Origin of the sequence: Fusobacterium varium, assembly GCA_021531615.1 — a bacterium.
Taxonomy (GTDB): domain Bacteria; phylum Fusobacteriota; class Fusobacteriia; order Fusobacteriales; family Fusobacteriaceae; genus Fusobacterium_A; species Fusobacterium_A varium_C.
This window is the reverse complement of record JADYUE010000028.1, coordinates 18945-30776: the sequence shown is the minus strand read 5'-3', so window position 1 is coordinate 30776 and position 11832 is coordinate 18945. Positions and strand designations below refer to the sequence as shown.

Annotated in this window: 11 protein-coding genes, 1 pseudogene and 1 riboswitch; of the genes and pseudogenes, 2 read left to right on the top strand and 10 right to left on the bottom strand. The window is 26.7% G+C overall.

Translation table 11 applies throughout. The features are described 5' to 3' along the window. The 10 genes and pseudogenes from I6E31_09015 to I6E31_08970 all read right to left on the bottom strand — a co-directional run. On the bottom strand, positions 1-1276 hold a 1276-nt coding region (locus I6E31_09015), incomplete at its 3' end, for a sensor histidine kinase (protein MCF2640106.1). Further along, positions 1273-1854, bottom strand: a complete 582-nt coding sequence (locus tag I6E31_09010) for a response regulator (GenBank protein MCF2640105.1) — start codon at positions 1852-1854, stop codon at positions 1273-1275. The genes I6E31_09010 and I6E31_09015, both read right to left, overlap by 4 nt. A gap of 2 nt (positions 1855-1856) precedes the next feature. Further along, positions 1857-2273, bottom strand: a complete 417-nt coding sequence (eutP, locus tag I6E31_09005) for a EutP/PduV family microcompartment system protein (GenBank protein MCF2640104.1) — start codon at positions 2271-2273, stop codon at positions 1857-1859. Between the two features lie 4 nt (positions 2274-2277). Beyond that, the gene (locus tag I6E31_09000) at positions 2278-2622 is read right to left on the bottom strand and encodes a BMC domain-containing protein (protein MCF2640103.1); all 345 of its coding nucleotides are present in this window, start codon (positions 2620-2622) and stop codon (positions 2278-2280) included. A gap of 324 nt (positions 2623-2946) precedes the next feature. Further along, the gene (locus I6E31_08995; GenBank protein ID MCF2640102.1) at positions 2947-3864 is read right to left on the bottom strand and encodes a LysR family transcriptional regulator; all 918 of its coding nucleotides are present in this window, start codon (positions 3862-3864) and stop codon (positions 2947-2949) included. A 39-nt stretch (positions 3865-3903) separates the two neighbouring features. Further along, the gene (locus I6E31_08990; GenBank protein MCF2640101.1) at positions 3904-5376 is read right to left on the bottom strand and encodes an anion permease; all 1473 of its coding nucleotides are present in this window, start codon (positions 5374-5376) and stop codon (positions 3904-3906) included. 24 nt (positions 5377-5400) lie between these two features. Continuing rightward, positions 5401-6024 (bottom strand): hypothetical protein, encoded by a 624-nt coding sequence (locus tag I6E31_08985; GenBank protein MCF2640100.1) that lies wholly within the window; start codon positions 6022-6024, stop codon positions 5401-5403. Beyond that, positions 6014-7267, bottom strand: a complete 1254-nt coding sequence (locus I6E31_08980) for a thiolase family protein (GenBank protein ID MCF2640099.1) — start codon at positions 7265-7267, stop codon at positions 6014-6016. Before I6E31_08980 ends, I6E31_08985 begins: the two co-directional genes overlap by 11 nt. A gap of 11 nt (positions 7268-7278) precedes the next feature. After that, positions 7279-7936, bottom strand: a pseudogene (locus tag I6E31_08975) (3-oxoacid CoA-transferase subunit B). Beyond that, on the bottom strand, positions 7926-8591 hold the full coding sequence (locus I6E31_08970; GenBank protein ID MCF2640098.1) for a CoA transferase subunit A: 666 nt from the start codon (positions 8589-8591) through the stop codon (positions 7926-7928). The pseudogene I6E31_08975 and the gene I6E31_08970 overlap by 11 nt, the downstream one beginning before the upstream one ends. A 480-nt stretch (positions 8592-9071) precedes the next feature. Beyond that, a riboswitch (cobalamin riboswitch) is annotated at positions 9072-9248 on the top strand. 60 nt (positions 9249-9308) lie between these two features. Here I6E31_08970 and I6E31_08965 point away from each other — a divergent pair. Then, on the top strand, positions 9309-10133 hold the full coding sequence (locus I6E31_08965) for an AAA family ATPase (GenBank protein ID MCF2640097.1): 825 nt from the start codon (positions 9309-9311) through the stop codon (positions 10131-10133). A 1-nt stretch (position 10134) separates the two neighbouring features. Beyond that, complete coding sequence (locus I6E31_08960) at positions 10135-11808, top strand: oxidoreductase (GenBank protein MCF2640096.1); 1674 nt, start codon at positions 10135-10137, stop codon at positions 11806-11808. Positions 11809-11832: the final 24 nt, after the last annotated feature.

Here is an 11832-nt window from a genome sequence, read left to right as displayed (position 1 = left end):
TTTCTCTATATTTTTCTACATTCATTCCAACGCCATTGTCAGAAACAGTTATTTTAGAGAAAAAAGTTTTCTTTTCAATAATAATATCAATTTTTCCTTCTGTTCTGCCACTAAAAGCATAGTGAACTGCATTTTGAATCAATTCATTTATTACTAATGCCACTGATGTAGCTTTATCTGAACTGATTATAAAATCATCACCTACCATATTAAACTCTATTTTTTTCATTTTGTCAATAGTGTTTTTAAAAAAATTTTTATATAATAACTGCAATATAGTTTTTATACTTAAACTATCCATCCCATTTTCAGACAAAACTTCATGTGTTACAGCTATACTTAATATCCTATTTATTGTTTCATCAAATATTTTTTTTGTTTCTTCATTCTCAACACGACGTTTTTGTATTCTTAAAAGACTAGCTATTGTTTGAAGATTATTTTTTACTCTATGATGTATCTCTTTTATTACCATTGATTTTACTAAAATCTCTTGTTCATTGTTTTTTTCTTTAGTAATATCTCTAATTAACATAACAATATTATAATTATCTTCTTCTAAAGAGGTAACAAAATATGAAATAGTTAAAATCATATTTGAAATACTAATATCTATTGGTTCCTCTTGTTTTCTCTTCAAAATTTCAACAATAGTTGTCTTAGTCAAAATAATATTTTGGAATTCTTCTCCTATAATAGATTTTTCAAATCCTAAAGAAGCATATATTTTTTCAGCTGTTTTATTTATATAAGTTACTACTCCATCTTGATTAAAAACTACTATTCCATCTTTTACAAATTCTGGTATTCTACTTCTTGAAAAATCAATATCTTTTATAAGTTTGGTAGCTGTGAAATTAAACATATCTGAATTAAATTCATGTTCTTGACTTTCTCTATATTCTACAATTATAACTCCAATTGTTTCTTGTATAGAATTAAAAACAGGTATAATATTTTGAAATACTTGTTGCTCTTCTTGAGTTATAGCTTTATAATTTTTTGATGGAAGTCCAGTTATAAAAGTTCTAAAAACTGCTGGTTCTTTTGAAGAGTGGGCTATCTCTCCATCAATTCTTTTCGAATACAAACTATTTTTTTCTGGTCTTGCATGATATACTACCACTGCTCTATCTTTATCTTTTGTAGGACAGTCTAAAAATACATCCATATTTAAAATACTACTAAGTATAGATACTGTTTCTGCTACCCTTTCTAATTTTTCTATATCTAAACTTGTTAATGTAGAACACATTTTACAATAATTCTTTATCATAATAGTATATCCCCTGTTAATATTATTATCTCAGACAATTCTACCATTGTTATTCTTTTTTGCATACTTATTTTTCTAATTTCTTGATATGCTTCCTCTTCTGTAATCTTTTTATTTTTCATTAATATTCCTTTTGCTTTCTCTATTTTCTTTCTTTCTTCTAATTTTAATTTTGCTTCTACTGCTTCAGTTTGAAATTTTTTCATTCTAAGATGTGTATTATAAATCATTTTTAACCTTGAAAGAAAAATATCCTCATCTACAGGTTTTATAAGATATCCCATCACTGAACTTTCTGTTGCTTTTTGAATATATTCTTTAATATTATATGCTGTCAGCATAATTATACAGCCTGAAAATTTTTCTTCATTTAGGACTTTTGCCACTTGTAAGCCATTCATTAAAGGCATTTTTACATCTAGAAGTACAATATCAGGTTTCTTTTCGTGACATTCTCTTAAAGCTTCTAAGCCATCTCCTGCTTCACCAACTACTTCATATCCATTTTCAGTAAGCATCTCTACCATGTCCATTCTTGTTAATGTCTCATCTTCAGCTATTACAATTCTTGCTGTCATTTTTATCCAATCCTTTCTCGCAATTTTAAAATTTCTTTCTCATCTTCTAATCCTGTATAATAAATTTCTTCTGCTCCAGCTGATTTTAAAAATTCTTCTGCTTTAATACAATTAAAGTTTAAATCCTTTTTAGTTACTATACCTATTACACTTTTTCCATTAAACATTGTAGAAAAATTAGGTGGAAAAAAAGTTTCTTCATCTTGTGCTGATTGAACTAATGCTACTATATCAACATCACTAGCTATTACTGTTAATCTACTAAAAAATTTACGTTCTATATACTCTCCCGGAGTATCAATAATATTTCCTTCATATGAAATCATCTGAGTTTTTTGATATACAACATTTTCTCCATTGATTTTTTGAGTTAATGTTGTTTTTCCAGCTCCTGTTCGACCAACTAACATAATTTTCATAAAATCACGACCTTGTAATCTCTGAAGTTGAAAATTTTAAAGTTGAATTTAGAAATTCTATTACACTTTTTAAAGATGTTTCAACACTAGATACATCTCCACTTATTACTAATGTCCCACTAAATCTATCTAAAAACCCTATTTCTACATTTCCAGATTTTGTAGCTATGTCTGCTCCTATTATAGCTGCTTCTCCAGGAGTAATTGTAAGTATTCCAATGGCTTGAGTTGTTTCAGTATTTAAACCAATTTTTTTACAAATATCTTTATCTGGATGTGCTATTAAATGTGCCAAAGTTACCTGTTTTCCTGGAACATATTCCTGTATTATTCTATCTCTTTCTTTCATTTTCTATTCTCCTCTAAAACAACGTACTAATTGATTTCTTTAAATACATTTTTATATATAATATAAGCATATTTTTTTATTTTTTTCAAATATTTTTATTTTATATATAAATAAATTGTAGAATATAGCATACAAAAAATATAAAAACTCATAACTATTTTGTACAAAAGTACAATACAAAAATTAGTTATGAGTTATAAACTTATTAAAATTAATTTTAATATTATATAATTATAAATAAAAATCTTTCCTCATTTTTAATTTAAATTAATAGTATGTTACAAAATGATATTAATTTTATAATACTCCATTTTTAACTGTATTTTAAACTAAATCTTGAGAAAAATTTTTTTTAATTAACTTCTTTATTTTTCCTAAAATTTCAAATATAACAGAATCTTCAATTCTATTTTCGCGTAATATATTTATATCAACCTCCCAAAACTTAGGTTTTTCAAAATGTATTATTTTAATATCTTCTTTATTTTTATATTTTTCATAAAAGATTTTTGGTAAAACTGTTATAATATCCTTTTCATGAACAATCTCTATTAAATGAGTTATAGATGGAATACTTAATAAATTGAAAATTGGTATATTTTCCTTATCCAATATTCTCATAATTTGAGTATTTATTTGATTTCCTTTAGCAGGAATAGCAATAGTATAATTTTTTAAATCACTCCAATGAAGTTTCTCTTTTCTATTAAGAAGATTATCTTTATTTACTATAGCTATATACTCATCTGCTACTATTCTTTCAGAATAATAATTATGTTTATTCATATTATAGTTATTCAATGATATTAAAATATCAAATATATTATTTTCAAATTTATTAATTAAGTCCTCTCCAATCGCCTCTATAAACTCTATTCTATATTTTTCATTATCATAGATTTCATTTAAATACTTTCCTAAAATAATATCTATAATATATGGGGATATTCCTATTCTGACTATTGGTAATTTTATTTTCTGAGACTCTTTAATCTTTTTTCTCATCTGTTTGTTTATTAGATTAACCTCTTTATAACTTTCTAAAACTATCTTTCCTGCCTCTGTTAATCCCACTAGTCTCCCTTTATCTCTTACAAAAAGAATTGCTTCTAAACTATCTTCCAGTCCAATTAACATTTTGCTCAATGCTGGTTGAGAAATGTGAAGATTTTTACTTGCTTTAGTTATATTATAATTATTCTCACAGATATAAATAAAGTATTCGATATTTTGTATATTCATAATTATTCTCCTTAGAAAAAATCTAATAAATATTTAATTCTATGCAAATAACGAAACTATTTGATAACCTATAAAAGTTGTAACTACTGTTGATATAAGCACCATTAAACTTCCATATTTAATAACCATTTTACTGTTTGAATATTCATCAGAGTGTAGCATTGCAATTGTTGCAAAAGAAGATGGTAACACATAAGCTAATGATCCACACATAGTTGTAGTTAAAACTAATCCTTCAATACTTAAATTACTATTTGCCATTGCAACTGTTACTGCTACTCCTGTCATTACTGTTATTGTAGTTACATTAGATGCAAAGTTAGTTAATAATATAGTTATAAAAGCAAAAAGTAAAACCACTGTTAGAGGAGATGCTGTATCTAAAATAGGTTTTAACTTTAAGATTACAAATTCACTTAATCCTACTTTAGGATTAGAAACTGCACTTCCTAATAATACTCCAATAGATATGAAAAATATTATTCCCCAAGAGAATTTATTTTCTATTGTAACTTTTAAATTCATAATAGGCTCATTATTAATACGAATTACAGACAATAAAACTACTGCTAGTAAAGACCAGAATGTAAGTGGAAATTTACTGAATATTTGAATTAACGGATGTCCTTTACTTAAGAATAACATTAAGAATCCAGGAAATACCCAGAAGAATACTGTTGTAAAAAATATAATTGCTGTTACTTTTTCTTTTAAATCCATTGGTTCTGTTTTTTCTAAAATTTTATCTATCTCTAAGTTTTGTAATTTTGAAACATCTGGTTTTATTATAAAACGGATTACTAAACACATTATAATCATCAAAACTATAGCAACTGGTATACCATATATCATATACGTTAATAAATTTACCGCTTGTCCTGTAGCCTGCTCATATATCCCTAACCCTAAAAGAGCTAATGAATGAGAAATTGGTGTTGCTGCTCCTCCAATATTTATTGCAAACACAACTCCCATTAATAATACATGAGAATATTTATCATTTTTATCATAACCTAATTTTCTTAATATAGCAATAGTAAAAGGTATAAAAAATGCTGCAACTGCTGCTTGATCCATAAACATTCCTATTAACATAGCTATTGTATAGAAAGCAAATGTAAATGTCCAAGGACTATTATTTACAAATTTTCTAGACATATAATAAGTTGTTAAACGAGATGTAAATCCAACTTCATTTAAAGCTATTGTCATAATAAAACTTGTTACAACAAAAGTAAATATCCAATTTCCTAATGATCCAGCTAAAATCTGATTCAGATCCATTACTCCAGACATTACTAAAGTTAAAAAGGTAAAAAATACTGGCCACACAGTATCAACAATAGAAAGTAATAAAACTGCACTAATAAAACTTCCTATTACTCTCATTCCAATCTTAGTTATAGGTTCTATTGGTGGAATTACCCAAAATATTCCTAGTATTAAGAAACATACGAAAATTTTTAAAAAAGTAGCTTTATCGTAATAAAATCTTTGCCTAATTTTTTCCATATTCTCCTCCAAATAATATTATATTTATCCCTTTTTATGAAGAATTTGAGTATAAAATCCTATTAATTTTCCTGTGATAAGTGTAGATATAATAGTTCCTATTCCTATCCCTAAATTCTTTCCTAAAAATACAAAAGATAGTGTCAATGTAATTATTATGCATGAAATATCAAATATAGTTTTTACTTTAGCTATTTTAACTTTAGTTAAAATAGCTATATCCTTAACAAATAAATCAAATGGAATAGCACAAAGATTACTTTCTATTGTAAGTGTTATTCCTAATGGAAGTAATAAAATTCCAGTTATTAAAAGGATCATTGGAAAAAGTGTATCAATACCAATATTTTTTAAAATATAAGTCCAAACATCTACTATTGTTCCAAAACAAATTCCAACAATTACTGAATATAAATCTGTCATCTTAAACCCACGAATTAAGATTAAAATCCCAATTAAAAGCACTTGGAAAGAGATAAGCATAACTCCCAAATTTATACCCATTATTTTACTAACAATATATGGAATTGAGGACACCGTAGATGTCCCCAAATTGCTCATTACAAAAAGTGTTACTGCAAAACCATTTAATATTATTCCTATAGATAGATTTAATAATCTTTTATAAAAATTATCTTTATTTTTCATGATTATAATATCCATTTTCTATTAATAGAGCTATTCCTTGGCCTCCACCTATACAAGCTGATGCAATAGCATAACGTATTTCTGGACGATTTTTAAATTCATATAAAATAGAAGTTATTATACGTGCTCCAGACATTCCTAATGGATGTCCTAAAGCTACAGCTCCTCCATGTGGATTAAATTTAGTTTTGTAAAAATCTGAGTTTAAATCTATTCCTAATTCCATTAAACATCCTAATGTTTGTCCTGCAAAAGCCTCATTTATCTCCAAAATATCTATATCTTCTAATAGGTTTAAGTTATTATTATTACATACTTCTTCAATCGCTGCAACTGGTCCTAACCCCATAATATTAGGTTTAATTCCTGTAATAGCATAGTCTATAACTCTTCCCATTATCTCTAGCTCTCTCTCTTTAGCAATAGTTTCTGTTGTCATTATTTCAAATGCTGCTCCATCATTAAGCCCTGATGCATTTCCAGCTGTCACACATCCATCTACTTCAAAAACAGGTTTTAAGTTAGCTAATGCCTCTAAAGTTGTATTAGGTTTTGGATGTCCATCAGCACTTACTATTGTTACTTTTCCTTTTTTTTCTTTAATCTCCACTGGAACAATCTCTTGAGCAAATCTTCCATTTTCTATGGCCTCTTTAGCTTTCATTTGACTATCAAAAGCAAATTGATCCTGTACTTCTCTAGGAATATTTAACATTCTTATTACATTTTCAGCAGTATTTCCCATATGATTTACTCCTGAATTTTTACCAGATGCTGTACGGTGTCCCTCATCATTTGCATCAATTAATCTAGAATCTCCCATTCTTAATCCTTGAAATCTAATTTCTTCAGGAAGTTGATATGGAGCTCTTGATAAAGATTCTGCTCCTCCAGCAGCTATTACTTTTTTCTTTCCTGTTAATAGTTCAAGTGTTGCACAAATAGCCGATTGTATTCCTGATCCACATATTCTATTTACTGTCATCCCTGTTGATTTTTCAGGCAATCCAGCATCTATTCCTATAATTTTTCCCAGGTTATTAGTTGTTTGAGACCCTGTAACATGTCCACAAATTACTTCATCTATATCTTCTTTTTCTAATTTAGATCTTTTTATTGCTTCAGTCAATGCTATAACTCCTAGTTCCTGTACTTTAACTGTTTTTAAATCTCCTAAATAAGCTCCTACTGGAGTACGTGCTGCACCTACAAATACTATATTATCATTTATAAACTTTATCATTTTTATCCTCCTTATATTGACATTTCTCTTAAGTTTTCTGAAACTATAACATCTGCCTCTACTTCTTTTAAAATATCCTCAACTGTAAAAAGTGGATTGTATCCTACTAATTCTAAATGATTATCTTTCACATCAAAGATTGCTTTCTCTGTAACTATTTTAGTCACAACTTTTTGTGCAGTTAATGGAATAGTACATTTTTTTAGTATTTTTGCTTTCCCTTTATTTGTATGAGTTGTTGCAACTATTACATTTCTTGCTCCAACACATAGATCCATTGCTCCTCCCATTCCAGAAACTAATTTATTAGGAATAATGTAGTTTGCTATATTCCCCTCTTGATCTACTTCCATTGTTCCTAAAACTGTTGCATCAAGATGTTTTCCTCTGATGATTCCAAACGATAGTGAACTATCCATAAATGCTGCACCTTTCATATATGTAGCTGGAAATCCTGAAGAGCTGATAACATCTAAGTCCTTCCACTGTTAAATCTCTTCCAGTTCCTACTAAACCATTTTCAGCGTGTAAGATTATATTTTGCTCTGGTGTTATGTAGTTTGCCACTAAAGTTGGAACCCCTACTCCTAAATTGATATAGCTATTTGGTTTTAATTCTAAAGCTATATTTTTAGCTATAATTTCCTTTATTTTATTACTATCTAGCATGTTTTTCATCTCCTTTAACAATATAATCTATGAAAATTCCCGGTAATGTGATTTCATTAGGTTCTAAGTCTCCAATTTCAACTATCTCTTCTGCCTCTACTATTGTAGTTTTAGCTGCTGTTAACATCATTACAGAGTGTGATTTATTTGTTCCATACATCAATATATTTCCAAGTTTATCTGCTTTTTTTACTTTTACTACTGCTACATCAGCGAAAAGAGGAAGTTCAACTAAATATTCTTCTCCATCTATAGTTATAGTTTGTTTACCTTTTGCCACTTCTGTTCCTAATCCAGTTTTAGTTATAGCTGCTCCTAATCCAAATCCAGCACACCTTATTCTTTCAACTAAAGTTCCTTGAGGTACAAATTCAATTTCTATTTCATTATTTTGGAATTGTCTACAAGTTTCAGGATTACGTCCTATATGTGAAACAATAGCCTTTGATATTTTCTTTTTATCAACTAAAATACCAACATGATCTTTTAAAATATAGCAATCCCCTGTATCATTTCCTATTAATGTCAAATTTGTTATTTCTGAATCTGCAATAGCATGTATTATTTTCATAGGATTTCCACTTCCTGCAAATCCACCAACTATGATTCTATCTCCACTTTTTATTACAGAAGGTATTTTTTCTAACTCTATTATTTTTTTTCATACTTCCCTGCTCCTTTCAAACATTTTTTTCATATATTGGTACTATATTTCAATAATAGGATACTTTATTTTATTATTTTTGTAAAATACCGTTTTATTATTTATTCAATAACCTAAAGTTATACTCTTGAATTAATAATAAAAATATATTATTTTATAAAATTTTTTATTAATTTATCTAAGATAAACTTAAAATATTATTACTCTAAAAAATATAAAATATAGCTATTTATATTTGATTTTTATTTACTAGAAAAAGTTGATAATCTCAAACATAAATAAGATAAAAAATATTTTTTTATTTAGGAGTAAATTTAACTTTATTATCTTTTAAATTTATTGATAATATATATGTTACTTTATAATTATCATATCAAAATATGGCTAAAAGAAAACTAATATCTATATCCTAAAAAATTTTCAATTAAGGAATTTTTGATAAAAAATATTGACTTTATTTTTTTTAAAATATATTATATAAATATAAAAGGTGCTTTAGAGCTTAATAAAGGAAGATGGGTGAAAATCCCACACAGCGAAAGCTGCTGTAAGGTGGACGAAATCACATTTATGTCACTGGGAAACTGGGAAGGCGTGAGAGTAGAATGAAACCAAGTCAGAAGACTTACCATAGAGGTTTATAATGTTATATAACTAACTCTTTGATAAGTCATTATCAAAGAGTTTTTTTATTATAAGGAGAAAAATATGTTAAAGATAGCAATATATGGAAAAGGTGGAATAGGAAAGTCAACAATATCTTCAAATTTATCAGCAGTTTTTTCTATAAAAGGAAAAAAAGTATTACATATTGGTTGTGATCCTAAAGGAGATTCGACTAGAAATCTCATCGGTAAAAAGATACCAACAGTTATTGACCAATTAAAATTAAAGAGTGAATTAGAAAAAGAAGATATTATTTTTAAAGGGTTTAATGGAATTGAATGTATAGAAGCAGGAGGACCTGATGCTGGAAAAGGATGTGCAGGGAGAGGAATAGTCACAATGATGGAGGAACTAGAGGATTTAGAAGTTTTTGAAGAGCATAGAGATATAGTTATTTACGATGTTCTAGGAGATGTTGTATGTGGAGGTTTTGCTGTTCCTATGAGAGAAAGCTATGCTAATACTATTTATATAGTAACCTCTTCTGAATTTATGTCTATCTATGCAGCTAATAACATCATGAAAAGTATAAAAAACTTTTCTTCAAATAAAAATATAAAATTTGGTGGAATAATTTACAATCAAAGAAGTAAAAATTCAAAAATAGAAATTCTAAAACTCTTTGCTCAAATGACTGAAAGTGAAATAATTGGAGAGATTCCATACAACAGAGATATTATGAAAGCTGAACTTTCTGGAAAAACTTTAGGTGAAAGTTATCCTAATTCAAAAGCTTATATAAATTTTGATAAACTTGCTGATAGAATTTTAGAAGAAAAAAACAATAAAATTCCTACTCCACTTTCTGAAGAAAAATTAGAATATTTAGCAAAGCAAATCCTATTATTAGAAGAAAAAGGTGAATAAGATGGAATTAACAAGATGTTTGCTAGGAAAAGAGATAAATAAAATGTTAAAAGATTTAGTAAATATTCCAAGAAATATAGTTGTTTCTGTTGGGGCAACTGGTTGTTTAAATGTTCTATATAATGAGGCTATAAAATATAATAAAAGAAATTTACTTTATACTTTTCCTGTTGATGAGATAGATATGATTTCAGGAGAACATATAAAAAAACTAGAAATTTTAATAGAAGAAATAATAAAAGAGAGATACAAAGATATAGATTCAATTATTATATATGAAACTTGTACAGATCTTCTCATGGGAAGTAACTTTCAATTATTAACTAAGAAAATAGTAAATAAATATGGAATAATCGTGAAAGTTTTAGAAAGAGGTCCAATATCTAAAAGAAAAATTTTTCCTAGAGAAAGATTAAAAAAATTAATAGTAGAGTTACAAGAGGATTTAAAAAGTCAAAATAAGAAAATTAATAACTTTAACATAAAATCTGAAACTTCTAAGGGGAAAGTTCAACATTTTATCCCACCAATAGTTTCTGATTATTCTGGAGTATGTTCTGCTCTCTACTCGTCTAAAATTTTAAAAATAATTATTTCTCCTGGTGGGTGTAGAACTCCTGTTATTTATGATGAGATAAGAAAGATAGATAATAGTTTAGTTTATTGTACAAAAATGGGAGAAATGGAAGTTTTTTTGGGAGAAGAGGGAGAATTAATAAAAAAGATAGAAGAAGTAATAAAAACTGAAAAAATAGAAATAATATCTCTAATAAGGACTGTTATTCCTAGTTTTACGGGAATGGATATTGAAAATATAGGGAATATTTTAGAAAAAAAATATAAAATACCAACTATAGTTTTAAACAGTAATAGTTTTGAAAATTACTATTCTGGGATTTCAACAACTTTTCTAACTTTAGGAAAAAAATTTCTAGCAAAAGAAAATATAAAAAAAAGAGAAAGATCTATAAATATTATAGGTTACACTCCTCTTACCTTTGGAAAAATAGAAAAAAATTTATCTCCTTTATTTAATGAAATAACAAAATTAAAATTAAATATTGAAGCTATATTTTCACATGAACTATCTCTAGAAAAAATAAAAAATAGTATTAATGCTAATTTAAATATTGTATTGAGTCATGAGGGAATTCCTTTAGCTGAATTTATGAAAAAAGAGTTTAATATACCATATTTAATTATAAATTTAGTGGGAAAACATGGAATGGAACAAACAAAAATTCAATTAAGTAAATTTTTTAATTTCAAAGTAGAAAAAGAAACATGTTCTGAAGTTTTGCAAGAAGATCAAAGAAAAGTTTTAATTATCTCTTCTCCTTTTATGGCAAGAAATATAGCTGAATCTTTAGAAAAAGATTTTAATATTCCAAATATAAAACCTGTATCTTTTTTAAGAAAAAATGGAAAATTAAGAAAAATATATAAGGGTTTAGATAAAATAGAATTAATTGATGAAGAAGAAAAACTTTTAAAATTAATTGAAGAGTATAATCCAGATATATTGATAGGAGATCTACTATATAAAGAGATGATTCCAAAAGAAAAAATTTTTATTCCTTTGACTCATTCAGGATATAGTACAAGATTGAATATGGAGCAAGAATATTATTATTGTGGAGAAGAGGGTTATAAATACTTTAAAAGTTTTTTATAAAATAAATTTAAAAGGAGTGGAAAA

Excerpts from the sequence above, each read along its gene's own strand:
- I6E31_08965 (MCF2640097.1), top strand. The coding sequence starts at position 9,309 with ATGTTAAAGATAGCAATATATGGAAAAGGTGGAATAGGAAAGTCAACA.
- I6E31_08985 (MCF2640100.1), bottom strand. The coding sequence starts at position 6,024 with ATGAAAAATAAAGATAATTTTTATAAAAGATTATTAAATCTATCTATA.
- I6E31_08980 (MCF2640099.1), bottom strand. The coding sequence starts at position 7,267 with ATGATAAAGTTTATAAATGATAATATAGTATTTGTAGGTGCAGCACGT.
- I6E31_09010 (MCF2640105.1), bottom strand. The coding sequence starts at position 1,854 with ATGACAGCAAGAATTGTAATAGCTGAAGATGAGACATTAACAAGAATG.
- I6E31_08995 (MCF2640102.1), bottom strand. The coding sequence starts at position 3,864 with ATGAATATACAAAATATCGAATACTTTATTTATATCTGTGAGAATAAT.
- I6E31_09000 (MCF2640103.1), bottom strand. The coding sequence starts at position 2,622 with ATGAAAGAAAGAGATAGAATAATACAGGAATATGTTCCAGGAAAACAG.
- I6E31_08960 (MCF2640096.1), top strand. The coding sequence starts at position 10,135 with ATGGAATTAACAAGATGTTTGCTAGGAAAAGAGATAAATAAAATGTTA.
- eutP (MCF2640104.1), bottom strand. The coding sequence starts at position 2,273 with ATGAAAATTATGTTAGTTGGTCGAACAGGAGCTGGAAAAACAACATTA.
- I6E31_08990 (MCF2640101.1), bottom strand. The coding sequence starts at position 5,376 with ATGGAAAAAATTAGGCAAAGATTTTATTACGATAAAGCTACTTTTTTA.